This window comes from Streptomyces sp. NPDC057950 (assembly GCF_042887295.1).
GTDB classification, from domain to species: Bacteria; Actinomycetota; Actinomycetes; order Streptomycetales; family Streptomycetaceae; genus Streptomyces; species Streptomyces kaempferi.
This window is the reverse complement of sequence record NZ_JBHVPP010000003.1, coordinates 157,871-172,800: the sequence shown is the minus strand read 5'-3', so window position 1 is coordinate 172,800 and position 14,930 is coordinate 157,871. Positions and strand designations below refer to the sequence as shown.

Here is a 14,930-nt window from a genome sequence, read left to right as displayed (position 1 = left end):
TCCTATCGTCATCCGAATGCGCCAGTACTCTCCGGATCTCACCCCGCCGTGGAAGAAGCCCGAGCCGGTGCCCGAGGTCCCCGCGGACCCGGGCCTGGTGGTCGAGGAACCCGGTACGGGGTTCTGCGGGGCGGTGATCGGCTGCGAGGCGGGCACGGTGACGCTGGAGGACCGCTTCGGCAAGCACCGGGTGTTCCCGATGGAGCCGCGCGGTTTCCTGCTGGAGGGCAGGGTGGTCACGCTGGTCCGGCCGGCCGCGGGGCCGGTGCGGTCCGGCCGCACGGCATCCGGTTCGGTCGCCGTGCCGGGCGCACGGGCCCGGGTGGCGCGGGCCGGCCGCATCTACGTGGAGGGCCGCCACGACGCCGAGCTGGTCGAAGGCGTCTGGGGTGACGACCTCCGCATCGAGGGTGTCGTGGTCGAGTACCTGGAGGGCGTCGACGATCTCCCCGCCGTCGTGGAGGAGTTCGCCCCGGGGCCGGACGCCCGGCTGGGTGTGCTCGTCGACCATCTGGTCCCGGGCACGAAGGAGTCGCGTATCGCGGCGGCGGTCACGAGTGACCACGCCCTCGTCCTCGGCCACCCGTACATCGACGTCTGGGAGGCCGTGAAGCCGTCCTCCGTGGGCATTCCCGCCTGGCCCCGGGTCCCGCGCGGGCAGGACTGGAAGACGGGCGTGTGCCGGGCCCTGGGCTGGCCGGAGAACACCGGTGCGGCCTGGCAGCACATCCTGTCCCGGGTGCGCTCCTACAAGGACCTGGAGCCGGAACTCCTGGGCCGGGTGGAGGAGCTGATCGACTTCGTCACGGCGCCGGAGTGACACTGGGGCCGCCGAGGTCGTGGGGAGGCCGGGCGCCCTCGGGTCGGCGGGCGTCCTCACTCGGGACGGCGTGCGTCCTCGGGACGGAGGACACCCTCGGGACGGCGAGCGTCCCCGGGACGGAGGACACCCTCGGGACGGCGGGCACCCTCTCAGGACGGCGGGCGTCCCCGGGACGGCGGGGGGCGTGGGACGCGACCGCGTGCCGGCCCCCGGCGGGCCGGATGGAGACTCCCTCACGCGGCCGGGGCAGCCCCGGCCGCGGCGGCTCGGTTTCGCGCACCCAGCCCCACGGCAGCGGGTCGTCACGGTCCGCCTCGCCGTGCGGGCACGGCTCGACCGTGAAAACGACGCGGTGGAGGTCCGCGCGCAGTGCACACCGGCCCCGGCCGGCGAGTCCCGGCGGATCAGGGCGGTCTCTTCGCCCCGCATCCACCAGAAGCCGCTCGAGTCGAAGGCGGTGACCCACCGGCGAGCCCGCCGGCGGGAGACGCACAGGATCAGGCCGCCCACGCCCATCGCCATGAGCATCGCGAGAGATGTCCAGCCGGCACCGATCCCGTCGTCCCGGAAGGCGAACCAGAGACCCGTACAGCCGCCCGCGAGGAACACCACCACGATCGGCAGGCCGAGCAGCGGCCTCCGCAGCCCGTACCGAAGAACGGTCGCGTCCTCGGCCGGCCACTCACCAGGGATCGTGAACGCGGACTGTGGGCGAACAGGAGTTCAGTCCACCAGATCCCTGACCACCGCGTCCGCGAGCAGGCGTCCGCGCAGCGTGAGGACGGCGCGGCCCTCGTCGTAGGGACCGTTCTCGAGGAGTCCGTCGGAGAGCGCGCGACGGGAGGCCGAGAGCCCCTCCGGCCTGAGCAGGGAGAGCGGGCAGCCCTCGCGGAGCCGCAGTTCGAGGAGGATCCGCTCGACACGGCGGTCCTCGCCGGAGAGCAGTTCGCGCCCCGCCCCGGGGGACCTCCCGGACGCCAGCGCCGCCGCGTACGCCCCGGGGTGCTTCACGTTCCACCAGCGCACGCCGCCGACGTGGCTGTGGGCCCCCGGCCCGGCCCCCCACCAGTCCGCGCCGCGCCAGTACAGCTCGTTGTGCAGGCACCGGCCGGCCTCGGAGGTGGCCCAGTTGGACACCTCGTACCAGGCGAAGCCCGCCGCCGCCATCACCTCGTCCGCGATGAGGTAGCGGTCCGCGTGGACGTCGTCGTCCGTCATCGGGACCTCGCCGCGGCGGATGCGCCGGGCCAGCTGGGTGCCCTCCTCGACGATCAGGGCGTACGCGGAGACATGGTCGGGCCCGGCGCCGAGCGCGGCGTCCAGCGAGGCCCGCCAGTCGTCGTCGGACTCGCCGGGCGTGCCGTAGATCAGGTCGAGGTTCACATGCTCGAAACCCGCCGCGCGGGCCTCGGCGACACATGCCTCGGGGCGCCCGGGGGTGTGCGTGCGGTCGAGCACCTTCAGGACGTGCTGCCGGGCGCTCTGCATGCCGAAGGAGATCCGGTTGAAGCCCCCGGCCCGCAGGGTCGCGAGGTACTCCGGGTCCACGGACTCCGGGTTCGCCTCCGTGGTGATCTCGGCGTCGTCCGCGAGCCCGAACTCCTCGCGGACCGCGCCCAGCATCCGTACGAGGTCGTCGGCGGCCAGCAGCGTCGGCGTGCCGCCCCCGACAAAGACCGTACGGACGGGGCGCGGGTCGTCGCCGAGCACCTTGCGGGCGAGCCGGACCTCGTCGATCAGGGTGTCCGCGTAGTTGTCGCGGGAGGCGAGCACACCTCCGGAGCCCCGCAGCTCGGTCGCCGTGTAGGTGTTGAAGTCGCAGTACCCGCAGCGGGTCGCGCAGTACGGCACGTGGAGATAGAACCCGAGAGGGCGGTCGGCGGCCCCGGCCAGGGCGTGCGCGGGCAGCGCCCCGTCGTCGGGGACGGGCTCACCGTCGGGGAGTGCGGAAGGCATGCCTTCCATTGTCCCGTACTCGGCCGCGTGCCCCTTTCCACGGCAGCCCGCGCTCCGCACACCGGGGTGGGAAGGGGATCCGGGCCTCGGGACACCAGGCCCTGTCTACTCGGCCTGGAGCACCAGGAGGGCCAGGTCGTCCTCCGCGGGCCCGCTGCCGAACTCGTGCACCAGTCGCCGGATCCGCTCCGCGACCAGCTCGGCGCCCAGCCCCGTACAACCCGCGAGGGCCCGCGCGAGCCCCTCGTCGTCGTCGAACTGGCGCGGCCCGCTGCGCCGCTCCGTCACCCCGTCGGTCACGCACAGCACGGTGTCGCCGGGGCACAGGTCCAGGGTCTCGGAGACGTAGGTCGCGTCCTCGAAGACGCCGAGCAGCGTCTGCGGCTCGGCCACCTCCCGTACGTCACCGTCGGGCCCCAGGATCAACGGCAGCGGGTGTCCGGCCGAGGCGAGGGTGCAGCGCACGCCCCCGTCGAAGGGCACGAGCTCGCCGTACAGCATGGAGAGGAAGCGGGTCTGCGGGCCCTCGTCGGGGCCGAGGGAGGACCCGCCCGCGGCCACCAGCGCGCGGGCCGCCGCGTCGGCCGCCTCCGTCGCGTCGTCCAGCAGGAGCTGGTTGAGACGGTCGAGGACGTCGGCGACCTGGTAACCCTCCCGGGCCAGCAGCCGCACCCACGGCCGGGCGAGGCCGATCACGACGGCGGCCTCGGGCCCCTTCCCCTGCACGTCACCCAGGACGAAGCACCAGCGCCCGTCACCGGCCGGGAACAGGTCGTAGAAGTCCCCGCTGGGGCCGCCCTTGTCGAGCGGCTCGTAGACGAGGGCGCTGCGCACGCCGGGGATCTCGGCGACCGCTCCGGGCAGCAGACCTCGCTGGAGGACCCGGCTGATGGTGGCCTGCCGCGCGTACTGGCGGGCCGCGCCGATGGCGAGGGCGATCCGGCGGCTGAGGTCCTCGACGAGTCCGGTGATCTCGTCTGGGAAGCAGGTCAGTCCGGCCCGCCCGATGACGAGGGTCCCGAGCGGCCGCCCGCCGGCGATCAGCCGGTAGGCCAGCGCAGCCCCGCTCGCTCCTCCCGGCCCACCCGCTCCTCCCGGCCCACCCGCTCCTCCCTGTCCGCCCAGCACGCCCGCGTCGGCCGGCATGTCGCCCGCCCCCAGCGTCTCCCCCGGCCAGGGCACGGGCACGGCACGGGAGCGCACCGAGTCGGGCAGCCGCGGCGGGTCCTTCTCCAGCGCCCGGCGCAGTTCCTCGATGCGGTTCTCACTGCCGTGCCAGACCCGGGCGAGCCGCGGCCCGAGCGCCAGCCCGAGGCCGCCCGCCCGGTCGGTGGCCTCGTCCTCCAGCCAGACCGCGCACCAGTCGGCGAGCCGGGGCACCAGGAGCTGTCCGGCGAGCGCGGCGACCAGATCCTCGTCGAGCTGGCCGGCGAGCAGGTCGGATGCCTCGGCCAGGAAGGACAGGGCACCGCGGTTGAGCCAGTCGTGGTCACGGGACGGATCACGCCTCGGTTCCGCCATGGCCGTCCCGCCGTCGGACGCCCCGATCCCACGCTCCCCGGCGTGCGCCCCGGTCTGCGCGCCGCCGCCCGCCCCCGCGACGCCCGTCCCCGCGACGACACCCGGCCCCCGGTCGGCGCCCGGTTCCCCTGCCCCTGCCGCGGCCGGGCCGGTGTCGCCCGCCGCGCCCCGCGCCTCGCCCTCCAGTCCGAACCCCGCGCCGAATTCCGCCGCCCCGTCCACGGGCAACCGCGCCCACACGGTCTTGACGCCGGTGCGATAGGTGATGCCCCATGCCTCGGAGAGCGTGGAGACGAGCCGTAGCCCGCGCCCGTACTCGGGTGTGCCGTAAGGGCGTTCGGCCGCGTCCTCGCGCACCGCGCGCGAGGGGTGGTGGTCGGAGACCTCGACGATCACCGCGTCCAGCACACCCGTCCCGCCGTCGTCCCCTATCTCGAGCCGGCACACCAGCTCGACGTCCGTGCCCGCGTGCACGACCGCGTTGGTGACGAGTTCGCTGACGATCACGACGGCGTCGTCGCGGAGGCGCTCGCCGACCGTCTCGGAGCCGGGCAGCGCGAGTGCGGCCCAGTCGGCGAGCGCCTCACGCACCAGCCGACGGGCGGCGCCGGGCGCCAGCGGGGTGCCCGGCAGCGCCGCGCGCACCACCGTCTCCAGGTCGGCGCGGTGGTGCGCGGGCGCGTCAGGGGCATGCGCCATGGAGTCCCGCCGGGACTCCCGTTGCGTCGGAATGGCCCCCACTGTGCAGCTCCCTGAGCAGTTCGGACGATTACGCCTCAGGCGACACGGACAGAGTGACAGACTGGCCCCGCCCATAAGCGCCGAGTTACCGAAGTGGGCCGCCATGAGTGGGAACAGTGCTACGTGTGTGCTCGAAGACGGACAGAATCGGGCATTCGAAGACGGCCGGACCGGGGCGCCCGATCCGCGTCCGCCGCTCGCCGCGACGACCGCCGCACACGACGGCGACTTCAGCGAGGTGCCGGGGACGGGGCACGGCGGCCCGGTCGCGGAGCCGCGCACCGAGTTCGACCGGATCACCGGCGGCGACCTCGTCCAGCGGATCGGCCCACGTCACGGGAATCGTCAATTCAGCAGCGACATGCGCGGGTTGGGCCGCGTCGTGAACAGGACGGCCTGTCAACTGCCGCTCCTCACAGGCGAGGTGACCCGGGGCTCCCGCGAGGCCGGCACCGAGGACCGTCCCGGCGGCCGGCCCGATGTGCGGGCGCCGCAGGCCAGTTGCTGATGGCGGACGACGACATACGCGACGTCTTCGCGCTCACCGCGCGGGCGGTGCCGGGAGACCGCGGGAAGTCCATCGCCCGCGGCGCCGACGACCGCGTACCCGAGCCGGCGGACGTCGGTCGGCGGCCGACCGCCGGCCGCGCCCCCCTCGACACGGAGGGCGCGGGCCTCGAAGCGCGGGACGACAGCGCACCCGAATCCGTTGTTCCGGGACCGAGTACGACCGGGGAGGCCGCGGTCCCGCCGACGACCGAGTGAGGAGCAGTCACCATGAGCGCTGAGGAAACGGCCGACGAGCGCGCCAGCATCCTCCTGGTCGACGACATGGAGGACAACCTGATCGCGCTGGAGGCCGTCCTGGGGTCCCTCAACGAGCCTTTGGTGCGCGCGCGTTCGGGCGAGGAGGCGATGAAGGCGCTGCTGCGCCAACGCTTCGCCGTCGTCCTCCTGGACATCCGTATGCCCGGCATGGACGGCTTCGAGACCGCCGCGAACATCAAACGCCTCGACCAGACCAAGGACGTCCCCATCATCTTCCTGACCGGCACCGACGCCGACGCGGGCTACGCCTTCCGCGGTTACGCCACCGGCGCCGCGGACTATCTGACGAAGCCGTTCGACCCCTGGGTGCTGCGCGCCAAGGTCACCGTGTTCCTGGATCTGCACCGCAAGAACCGGCAGCTGGAACGGCTACTGGCCCAGGAACACGTCCACGCCGCCCGGATCGGCACGCGGCTGGCCGCCCTGGAGAAGCAGCTGGCGACCCAGGACCCTCCGAACGTGCCGGACCTGCGCAGGCAGGTGGGAGAACTGCGGCACCTGGTGGCGCGGGTGACCGGCACCCGCGCACCCTGAGGGACGCGGGTACCGTCCGCGCGTCGCCCCTGCCGTCCGGCCGGTTCGACCCCGATGCGGCCCCGCCGCCCCGCCAGGAACCGCGGCCCGGTCGGATCCGCGGCCGGGCGAGCGGTCCGGCCGCCCCGGGGCTCAGACCTCGCGTGTACCGGCGTACATCTCCTCGATCAGCCCCTTGTACTCCCGTTCCACGACCGGCCGCTTGAGCTTCAGGCTCGGCGTGATCTCCCCGTGCTCCACGTCGAGGTCACGCGGCAGCAGGCGGAACTTCTTGATCGTCTGCCAGCGCTGGAGCCCGCCGTTGAGCTCCTTCACATAGCCCTCGATCAGCTCGACGGTGACCGGGGCGGCCACGACGTCGGCGTACGACCTGCCCTCCAGCCCGTTGTCCTTCGCCCACTCCAGGATCGACGGCTCGTCGAGGGCGATGAGGGCGGTGCAGAAGTTCCGGTCGGCGCCGTGCACGAGGATGTTGGAGACGTAGGGGCAGACCGCCTTGAACTGGCCCTCGACCTCAGCGGGCGCGATGTACTTGCCGCCGGACGTCTTGATGAGGTCCTTCTTGCGGTCGGTGATGCGGAGGTAGCCGTCGGGGGACAGCTCGCCGATGTCACCCGTGTGGAACCAGCCGTCCGCCTCCAGGACCTCGGCGGTCTTCTCCGGCAGCCGGTGGTAGCCCTCCATGATGCCGGGGCCGCGCAGCAGGATCTCGCCGTCGTCCGCGATGCGCACCTCGGTGCCGGGCAGCGGCTTGCCGACCGTGCCGGTGCGGTAGGCCTCGCCGGGGTTCACGAAGGAGGCGGCGGAGGACTCCGTGAGGCCGTACCCCTCCAGGATGTGGATGCCGGCGCCCGCGAAGAAGTAGCCGATCTCGGGGGCCAGGGCCGCACTGCCGGAGATGCAGGCACGCAGCCGGCCGCCGAAGGCCTCGCGGATCTTGGAGAACACGAGGGCGTCCGCGACCTTGTGCTTGGCCGCCAGGGCGAAGGGGACGGAGGCGGTGCCGGTGCGGCGGAAGTTGTCCTGACCGGCCTTCGCGTACTCGCGGGAGACCTCGGCGGCCCACTGGAAGATCTTGTACTTGGCGCCGCCGCCGGCCCGTGCCTTGGCCGCGACCCCGTTGTAGACCTTCTCGAAGATGCGCGGGACGGCCGCCATGTACGTCGGCTGCACCACCGGCAGATTCTCGATGATCTTGTCCACCCGGCCGTCGACGGCGGTGACGTGCCCGACCTCGATCTGGCCGGAGGTGAGCACCTTGCCGAAGACATGGGCGAGCGGCAGCCAGAGGTACTGCACGTCGTCGGGACCGAGCAGTCCGGTCGAGGCGATGGCCTTCGCCATGTACGCCCAGTTGTCGTGCGGGAGGCGGACCCCCTTGGGGCGGCCCGTGGTGCCGGAGGTGTAGATGAGGGTGGCGAGCTGCTCGGCGGTGATCGCGCCGACCCGCTCCTTGATCAGCTCGGGGTTCTTCTCCAGGTGCGCGGCGCCGCGCGCCTCCAGCTCGGCCAGGCTCAGGACGTCGTCGCCGGTCTCGACGCCGGCCGGGTCGATGACGACCACATGCGTCAGCTCGGGCAGTTCGGCGCGCTTCTCGCGCACCTTGGCGAGCTGGGCCGCGTCCTCGGCGATCAGGACCCGGCTGTCGGAGTCGGAGAGGATGAACGCGGACTCCCCGGCGTTCGTCTGGGGGTAGATCGTCGTCGTCGCCGCGCCCGCGCACATGATGCCGAGGTCGGCGAGGATCCACTCGACCCGCGTGGAGGAGGCGAGCGCGACGCGCTGTTCCGGCTGCACACCCAGTTCGATCAGTCCGGCCGAGATGGCGAAGACCCGCTCGGCGGCCTGCGCCCAGCTCAGCGACTTCCACTCGTCCACGCCCTGACCCTCGGGGGCACCCGCCCGCTCGGTCGAGGCCGGACGACCCGGGGCGGCTGGGACGGGGTAGCGGTAGGCCTCGGCGTCCGGCGTGGCCGCCACACGCTCCAGGAAGAGGGCCGCCACGGACGGCGGACGGTTCTCGATCAGGGTCTGTGTGTCGCTCACGACATCCTCCGGGGCCCGCGACAGTGCGGCTGGCTGGCTCATTGCGGCTGTTGTTTAACTCGCGAGTAACTAACGAGCAGTGATCAGAGTAGAGCGCGTCCGGCCGGTGCGTAAGGGGCGGCGTCCTGTCACTTCCTACAGAGAGCGACGGTACGTACGGGCGAGGGCCCGCCACGCGTAAGCGCAACGGGCCCTCGAAATCGGCGAATCGGCCTACCTCGGGCGGCTACTTCTTGCCCTTGGCCCCGCCGCCGCTGTCGTCACTGGACAGCACGGCGATGAAGGCCTCTTGCGGAACTTCCACAGAGCCCACCATCTTCATCCGCTTCTTGCCCTCCTTCTGCTTCTCCAGCAGCTTCCGCTTACGGGAGATGTCACCGCCGTAGCACTTGGCGAGGACGTCCTTGCGGATGGCGCGGATGGTCTCGCGGGCGATCACACGGGAGCCGATGGCCGCCTGGATCGGCACCTCGAATGCCTGCCGCGGGATCAGCTCGCGCAGCTTGGCGACGAGGCGGACACCGTACGCGTACGCCTGGTCCTTGTGCGTGACCGCGGAGAAGGCGTCGACCTTGTCCCCGTGCAGCAGGATGTCGACCTTGACCAGGCTGGAGGTCTGCTCACCGGTGGGCTCGTAGTCCAGCGAGGCGTAACCGCGGGTCTTGGACTTCAGCTGGTCGAAGAAGTCGAAGACGATCTCCGCGAGCGGCAGCGTGTAGCGGATCTCGACCCGGTCCTCGGAGAGGTAGTCCATGCCGAGCAGGGTGCCGCGCCGGGTCTGGCACAGCTCCATGATCGAGCCGATGAACTCGGAGGGCGCGAGGATGGTGGCCCGCACGACGGGCTCGTACACCTTGTCGATCTTGCCCTCGGGGAACTCGCTCGGGTTGGTGACGATGTGCTCGCTGCGGTCCTCCATCTCGACGCGGTAGACCACGTTCGGCGCGGTCGCGATCAGATCGAGCCCGAACTCGCGCTCGAGCCGCTCACGGATCACGTCGAGGTGCAGCAGTCCGAGGAAACCGACGCGGAAGCCGAAGCCCAGCGCCGCCGAGGTCTCCGGCTCGTACACCAGCGCGGCGTCGTTGAGTTGGAGCTTGTCCAGGGCGTCGCGGAGCTCGGGGTAGTCGGACCCGTCCAGGGGATACAGCCCCGAGAAGACCATGGGCTTGGGGTCCTTGTACCCGCCGAGCGCCTCGGTCGCGCCCTTGTGCAGGGTGGTGATCGTGTCACCGACCTTGGACTGGCGGACGTCCTTCACGCCGGTGATGAGGTAACCCACCTCGCCGACGCCGAGCCCGTCGGCCGCCTTCATCTCGGGGGCCGAGACACCGATCTCCAGCAGCTCGTGGGTCGCGCCCGTGGACATCATCCGGATGCGCTCACGCTTGTTGAGCTGCCCGTCGATGACACGCACGTACGTCACGACACCGCGGTAGGAGTCGTAGACCGAGTCGAAGATCATCGCGCGGGCGGGGGCGTCCTGGACGCCGACCGGGGCGGGGATCTCGGCGACGACCTTGTCCAGCAGCGCCTCGACGCCCAGGCCCGTCTTGGCCGAGACCTTGAGAACGTCCTCGGGGTCGCACCCGATGAGGTTGGCGAGCTCCTCGGAGAACTTCTCCGGCTGGGCGGCCGGCAGGTCGATCTTGTTCAGTACGGGGATGATCTTGAGGTCGTTCTCCATCGCCAGGTAGAGGTTGGCGAGAGTCTGCGCCTCGATGCCCTGGGCCGCGTCGACAAGCAGGACCGTGCCTTCGCAGGCCGCGAGCGAGCGGGACACCTCGTACGTGAAGTCGACGTGCCCGGGGGTGTCGATCATGTTGAGGATGTGGGTGCTGCCCGGGTCCTCGGAGGGCGCCCAGGGCAGCCGGACCGCCTGGGACTTGATCGTGATCCCACGCTCGCGCTCGATGTCCATGCGGTCGAGGTACTGAGCGCGCATCTGCCGCTGATCAACCACCCCGGTCAGCTGGAGCATGCGGTCGGCGAGCGTGGACTTGCCGTGGTCGATGTGCGCGATGATGCAGAAATTGCGAATCAGAGCCGGGTCGGTACGGCTCGGCTCGGGCACATTGTTAGGGGTCGCGGGCACGCAGGGTCCTGTCTCTTGAGGCGCCTGTCGCCTCGGGTCGGATCGATACGTAGGCTCCATGGTCCCACGGGTGGGGAGCCGCGACCGGTTTGGGCCGGTCGCGCGGCGGCTGGTAGCCTGGGTGGCTGTGTCTCATGCCCTCTCTGCACGAGGCACACCCCAAGGAAATCAAACGGCGGGCGAGACGTGCTGTCTCGCGCGCCTGAACCTGTAAAGGCTCATTCGTGGCGAACATCAAGTCCCAGATCAAGCGGATCAAGACCAACGAGAAGGCCCGGCTGCGCAACAAGGCCGTCAAGTCCTCTCTGAAGACCGCGATCCGCAAGGCCCGCGAGGCTGCTGCCGCGGGTGACGTCGAGAAGGCCACCGAGTACACGCGCGCCGCGTCGCGCCAGCTCGACAAGGCCGTCTCGAAGGGCGTCATCCACAAGAACCAGGCCGCCAACAAGAAGTCGGCGCTTGCTTCGAAGGTCGTTGCCCTCAAGGGCTGAGTCCTACCCGACTTGACCGCCGGAAGGGACCCAGCGGGCCCTCTCATCCGCTCCTGACCGGCACCCCCGGATCCGTGCGCGACCTGCGTTCGCCACGCGGGCACGGATCCACAGGCTTGAACCGAAGGCCCCGCCCGTCTCCTTCCCCAGGAGCGCGAGCGGGGCCTTCGTTCTGCCGGATGCCGTGTCCGGCGGTTCCCGCCGGGACTTTCGCAACACGCCCTAGCCCCGTCGGGACCGAGCCGCCCGCGCGATGGCCACGACCGCCTTCTCCAACGCGTACTCGGGGTCGTCCCCACCGCCCTTGACCCCGGCGTCCGCGTCGGCGACCGCCCGCAGCGCGACGGCCACCCCGTCCGGCGTCCACCCCCGCATCTGCTGCCGCACCCGGTCGATCTTCCACGGCGGCATCCCGAGCTCGCGGGCGAGATCGGCCGGCCGCCCCCCGCGCGCGGAGGACAGCTTCCCGATCGCCCGCACGCCCTGCGCCAGCGCGCTGGTGATCATGACCGGCGCGACCCCGGTCGACAGAGACCAGCGCAACGCCTCCAACGCCTCCGCCGCCCGCCCCTCCACGGCCCGGTCGGCCACGGTGAAGCTCGACGCCTCGGCCCGCCCGGTGTAGTACCTGCCGACGACGGCCTCGTCGATCGTCCCCTCGACATCCGCGGTCAGCTGCGACACCGCTGACGCCAGCTCCCTCAGATCACTCCCGATGGAGTCGACGAGCGCCTGGCACGCCTCCTGTGTCGCGGACCTCCCCAGCGCCCTGAACTCGCTCCGCACGAACGCCAGCCGGTCCGCCGGCTTCGTCATCTTGGGGCACGCCACCTCCCGGGCCCCCACCTTGCGCGCGGCGTCGAGCAGTCCCTTGCCCTTGGCCGCGCCCGCGTGCAGCAGCACGAGGGTGATCTCCTCGGCCGGCGCGCCCAGATACGTCTTCACGTCCTTGATGGTGTCGGCCGACAGATCCTGCGCGTTGCGTACGACCACGACCTTGCGCTCCGAGAAGAGCGACGGGCTCGTCAGCTCGGCGAGCGTGCCGGGCTGCAACTGGTCCGGGGTGAGGTCCCGGACGTCCGTGTCGGCGTCGGCGGCCCTGGCGGCGGCCACCACCTCCTGCACGGCACGGTCGAGCAGGAGATCCTCCTGGCCCACGGCGAGCGTGACGGGGGCGAGAGGGTCGTCTTGTGCGGTCTTCTTGGCCATCCCCGAAAGCATCCCACGCGCCACTGACAACGAACGCCGCGCGGTTCGGCCCGGCCGACACGGGTGCCCGGACCACGCGCGAGGCGTCGTACGACGGGCGGGGGAGTCGTACGGCGGGCGGAGGGGTCGTACGACGGGCGGGGAAGTCGTACGGCGGGCGCGGGGGGTCGTACGACGGGCGGAGGGGTCCTACGACGGGCGGGGAAGTCGTACGGCGGGCGCGGGGACACGGCACGTCCCCGGTCCACGGCCTCCGCGCAGCCGACGCGGCATCTGCACGCCCCGCACCACCGCCCATCCCACGCCCAAGTCCCGCCCCCTTATCCGGCATCCCGCATCCCGCATCCGGCACCCGGCACCCGGCACCCGGCACCCGGCACCCGGCACCCGGCGGAGCTTGCGCGCGACGGAGCTTGCGCGCGACGGGACCTCTACGGCTCCTCGCGCCAGCCGTCCCACTCCGCGGCGAACTCGTCCAGCTCCTTCGGATCGAGCCGCTCCTCGGAATCGGTCAGGACGACCAGCCACTGCGCGTCCTCGGCGTCGTCCTCACCGGCCAGCGCGTCCCTGACGAGCTGTGGTTCCTCCGCGAGGCCGAACCGGTCGCCGACCGCCTCCGCCGCCTCTTCCGCCGCGTCGCGGTCGGGCAGCACCAATACATGTCTCACGTCACTCACGAGGACATTTTCCGCTACGTCCGGCCGGGCCGACGCCCGGGTCCGCCTTGACGCCGACCCCCGGTCACCGCACCGGCCGGCGCACCCGTCCGCACACCGGTCAGCCCTTCTGGACGATCTGCACGTCCAGCTCGATCCTGATGCTCGGCCCGACCACCGCGATGCCCCGCGCGAGCATCGTCTGCCAGCTGACGGTGAAGTCGTCGCGGTGCAGCTCGGTCGTGGCCCGGCAGGCGGCCCGCACCTCGTCCTCCATACCGTTGCCGAGCCCGAGGTACTCCGTGTCGAGCGTGACCGTGCGCGTCACGCCGTGCAGCGACAGCGCCCCGGTCACCGCCCAGCGGCTGCCGCCCCGGTGCACGAAGCGTTCGCTGTAGAACTCCAGCGTCGGAAAGCGCGCCACGTCCAGGAAGTCCCCCGACCGCAGATGGTCGTCCCGCATCCTGACGTTGGTGTCGATGGACGCCGCGTCGATCACCACGTGCATCGCCGACTGCTCCATGTCCTCGGCGATCCTTATCGCCCCGGCGAACGTGTTGAACCGCCCGTGGATCCTGGCCAGCCCGATGTGCCGCGCGGTGAAGCCGATCGACGAGTGCATCGGCTCGATGTCCCAGTCGCCCGGCCGTGGCAGGGCGGGCGGCTGGGCGACCTGCAGCGTCACATCGCCGAGCGAGGCCAATGTGTTCTCCCCGACGACGGCGTTCGCGCGGTAGGGCGTGTACCCCTCCGCCGACACCGCGAGCCGGTACTCGCCGGCCGGAACCGTCGCCACGAACGACCCGTACGGATCCGTGCCCCCACCCATCACCTTGCGCCCCAGGGCGTCACTGACCGCGAACTCCGCGTGCGGTACGGGTTCGTTGACCTCATCGAGCACCCGGCAGCTCAGCACTCCGGCGCTGGGCGGCATCCGCACCGCGGCGAGCGGACCCGTCCGTTGCGCCTCATCCGTTCGGTTTCGCCACCAGCGGCCGATCATCTACGCCACTCCCGCACCACTTGAAAACATCTGTTGACAATGATGCATTCGATCACCAGTGCGGCTTTCGGGGCAACACGGGGGTACATCGCGGGAATCCAGCACATGTGCCGGGACTGCGACCGAGTAACGCCTTTTGACCTACGCGTACCCCCGTGTGCCCGCCCCGGCGGTCACCCCCTCCGCCGGCGCTCCGGTCAGACCTTCCGCACCCCCGGCACCTGGTCCAGTTCGATCCCGAAGCGTTCCCGGTAGACCGCCAGCACCTCCTCGTCCGTGGCCGGCTCCGTGACCTCCTTCGTCCCGTCCGGCGCCGTCACCGTCAGGCTCCGGCCGCTGAGCGTGATCCGCCCCCCGTCCTCCGTGACCCGCGAACACACCGTCGACCGGCCGAAATGCGACATCGGCGAGGTGCTGTGCCACCAGGCGCCGGCCACGAAGTCCCCGAGCACCCGCGGCCGCACCTCCAGGCGGTACTGCGGTCCGGCGTTCCGGATGACGTCCAGGTCCTCGGCCTCCCGCCGCCCTCCGACTCCCCGCACCCCCGCCGCGTCCGGCCCCGCCTCGACGACCCTGAACGTGCCGCCCGGATCCACCTGTTCGCTCCGCTCCCCGAAAGCCAGCGGATAGTGACTGTGCGCCCCGAAGCCGACGTCCGCCAGCCAGTCGCCCCCGTCCACCGTCCGCACCCGCAAGGCGAGGTGGTCGTACGGAATCCCGAGCCGCCCCTCCTCGCCGTACGTCCGGGCCGAGAGAAGTGTCACATCGAAGCCCAACGCTCCCAGCAACGCTCCGAACAGGCCGTTCAGTTCGTAGCAGAAGCCGCCCCTGCGCGCGCCCACCACCTTGTCCAGCAGGTGTTTCTCCTCCAGCACGATCCCCTCTCCCAGATGGATCGACAGGTTCTCGAACGGCACCGTCTTGAGATGGCGGAGGTGCAGCTCACGCAGCACCCCGGAGGTGGGCCACGCCGGGTGCTGGGCACCGATCCGGCGGAGGTAGGCATCAGCCTGTGCGGAATTCATGA

General features: G+C 71.5%; 13 protein-coding genes. 5 read left to right on the top strand and 8 right to left on the bottom strand.

Annotated features, from left to right (window positions below; genetic code table 11):
* The first annotated feature begins 16 nt into the window (after nt 1–16).
* Entirely contained in the window at nt 17–820 is an 804-nt protein-coding gene (locus ACFVTC_RS07630) for a DUF3097 domain-containing protein (protein ID WP_390124993.1), read from the top strand.
* Between the two features lie 726 nt (nt 821–1,546).
* On the opposite strand, the gene hemW is transcribed toward ACFVTC_RS07630, so the two are convergent.
* Both hemW and ACFVTC_RS07620 read right to left on the bottom strand, forming a co-directional pair.
* Nucleotides 1,547–2,779, bottom strand: coding sequence for a radical SAM family heme chaperone HemW (gene hemW / locus ACFVTC_RS07625; protein WP_390124990.1), 1,233 nt, complete (start codon nt 2,777–2,779; stop codon nt 1,547–1,549).
* A gap of 105 nt (nt 2,780–2,884) precedes the next feature.
* Entirely contained in the window at nt 2,885–4,999 is a 2,115-nt protein-coding gene (locus ACFVTC_RS07620; protein ID WP_390124987.1) for a SpoIIE family protein phosphatase, read from the bottom strand.
* A gap of 145 nt (nt 5,000–5,144) precedes the next feature.
* Here ACFVTC_RS07620 and ACFVTC_RS07615 point away from each other — a divergent pair, with 145 nt between their 5' ends.
* The 3 genes from ACFVTC_RS07615 to ACFVTC_RS07605 are packed head-to-tail and all read left to right on the top strand — an operon-like array spanning nt 5,145 to nt 6,403.
* Nucleotides 5,145–5,549 (top strand): hypothetical protein, encoded by a 405-nt coding sequence (locus ACFVTC_RS07615; protein WP_390124985.1) that lies wholly within the window; start codon nt 5,145–5,147, stop codon nt 5,547–5,549.
* Complete coding sequence (locus ACFVTC_RS07610) at nt 5,549–5,806, top strand: hypothetical protein (protein ID WP_390124982.1); 258 nt, start codon at nt 5,549–5,551, stop codon at nt 5,804–5,806. The genes ACFVTC_RS07615 and ACFVTC_RS07610 overlap by 1 nt, the downstream gene beginning before the upstream one ends.
* 12 nt (nt 5,807–5,818) lie before the next feature.
* The gene (locus tag ACFVTC_RS07605; RefSeq protein ID WP_390124979.1) at nt 5,819–6,403 is read left to right on the top strand and encodes a two-component system response regulator; all 585 of its coding nucleotides are present in this window, start codon (nt 5,819–5,821) and stop codon (nt 6,401–6,403) included.
* 132 nt (nt 6,404–6,535) lie between these two features.
* On the opposite strand, the gene ACFVTC_RS07600 is transcribed toward ACFVTC_RS07605, so the two are convergent.
* Nucleotides 6,536–8,449 (bottom strand): AMP-dependent synthetase/ligase, encoded by a 1,914-nt coding sequence (locus tag ACFVTC_RS07600; RefSeq protein ID WP_390124976.1) that lies wholly within the window; start codon nt 8,447–8,449, stop codon nt 6,536–6,538.
* A gap of 226 nt (nt 8,450–8,675) precedes the next feature.
* Nucleotides 8,676–10,544 carry a translation elongation factor 4 gene (gene lepA / locus ACFVTC_RS07595; RefSeq protein WP_390124974.1) on the bottom strand — a complete coding sequence of 623 codons (1,869 nt, stop codon included), beginning with the start codon at nt 10,542–10,544 and terminating at the stop codon, nt 8,676–8,678.
* A 224-nt stretch (nt 10,545–10,768) separates the two neighbouring features.
* On the opposite strand from lepA, the gene rpsT reads away from it, so the two are divergent.
* Nucleotides 10,769–11,035 carry a 30S ribosomal protein S20 gene (gene rpsT / locus ACFVTC_RS07590; protein WP_168528058.1) on the top strand — a complete coding sequence of 89 codons (267 nt, stop codon included), beginning with the start codon at nt 10,769–10,771 and terminating at the stop codon, nt 11,033–11,035.
* Nucleotides 11,036–11,257: 222 nt separating this feature from the next.
* Here rpsT and holA read toward each other — a convergent pair whose 3' ends face one another.
* The 4 genes from holA to ACFVTC_RS07570 all read right to left on the bottom strand — a co-directional run bounded on the left by holA (nt 11,258) and on the right by ACFVTC_RS07570 (nt 14,928).
* Nucleotides 11,258–12,244, bottom strand: a complete 987-nt coding sequence (holA, locus tag ACFVTC_RS07585; RefSeq protein WP_390124971.1) for a DNA polymerase III subunit delta — start codon at nt 12,242–12,244, stop codon at nt 11,258–11,260.
* Between the two features lie 431 nt (nt 12,245–12,675).
* Nucleotides 12,676–12,921, bottom strand: coding sequence for a hypothetical protein (locus ACFVTC_RS07580; RefSeq protein WP_153290665.1), 246 nt, complete (start codon nt 12,919–12,921; stop codon nt 12,676–12,678).
* Between the two features lie 100 nt (nt 12,922–13,021).
* The gene (locus ACFVTC_RS07575; protein ID WP_390124968.1) at nt 13,022–13,903 is read right to left on the bottom strand and encodes a YceI family protein; all 882 of its coding nucleotides are present in this window, start codon (nt 13,901–13,903) and stop codon (nt 13,022–13,024) included.
* Nucleotides 13,904–14,100: 197 nt separating this feature from the next.
* Nucleotides 14,101–14,928: an arylamine N-acetyltransferase gene (locus ACFVTC_RS07570; RefSeq protein WP_390124965.1), complete on the bottom strand. Its 828-nt coding sequence runs from the start codon at nt 14,926–14,928 to the stop codon at nt 14,101–14,103.
* Nucleotides 14,929–14,930: the final 2 nt, after the last annotated feature.

What these genes read in the sequence shown, in the direction of transcription:
- ACFVTC_RS07630 (WP_390124993.1), top strand. Translation starts at nt 17, where the DNA reads ATGCGCCAGTACTCTCCGGATCTCACCCCGCCGTGGAAGAAGCCCGAG.
- hemW (WP_390124990.1), bottom strand. Translation starts at nt 2,779, where the DNA reads ATGCCTTCCGCACTCCCCGACGGTGAGCCCGTCCCCGACGACGGGGCG.
- ACFVTC_RS07620 (WP_390124987.1), bottom strand. Translation starts at nt 4,999, where the DNA reads ATGGCGCATGCCCCTGACGCGCCCGCGCACCACCGCGCCGACCTGGAG.
- ACFVTC_RS07615 (WP_390124985.1), top strand. Translation starts at nt 5,145, where the DNA reads ATGAGTGGGAACAGTGCTACGTGTGTGCTCGAAGACGGACAGAATCGG.
- ACFVTC_RS07610 (WP_390124982.1), top strand. Translation starts at nt 5,549, where the DNA reads ATGGCGGACGACGACATACGCGACGTCTTCGCGCTCACCGCGCGGGCG.
- ACFVTC_RS07605 (WP_390124979.1), top strand. Translation starts at nt 5,819, where the DNA reads ATGAGCGCTGAGGAAACGGCCGACGAGCGCGCCAGCATCCTCCTGGTC.
- holA (WP_390124971.1), bottom strand. Translation starts at nt 12,244, where the DNA reads ATGGCCAAGAAGACCGCACAAGACGACCCTCTCGCCCCCGTCACGCTC.
- ACFVTC_RS07575 (WP_390124968.1), bottom strand. Translation starts at nt 13,903, where the DNA reads ATGATCGGCCGCTGGTGGCGAAACCGAACGGATGAGGCGCAACGGACG.
- ACFVTC_RS07570 (WP_390124965.1), bottom strand. Translation starts at nt 14,928, where the DNA reads ATGAATTCCGCACAGGCTGATGCCTACCTCCGCCGGATCGGTGCCCAG.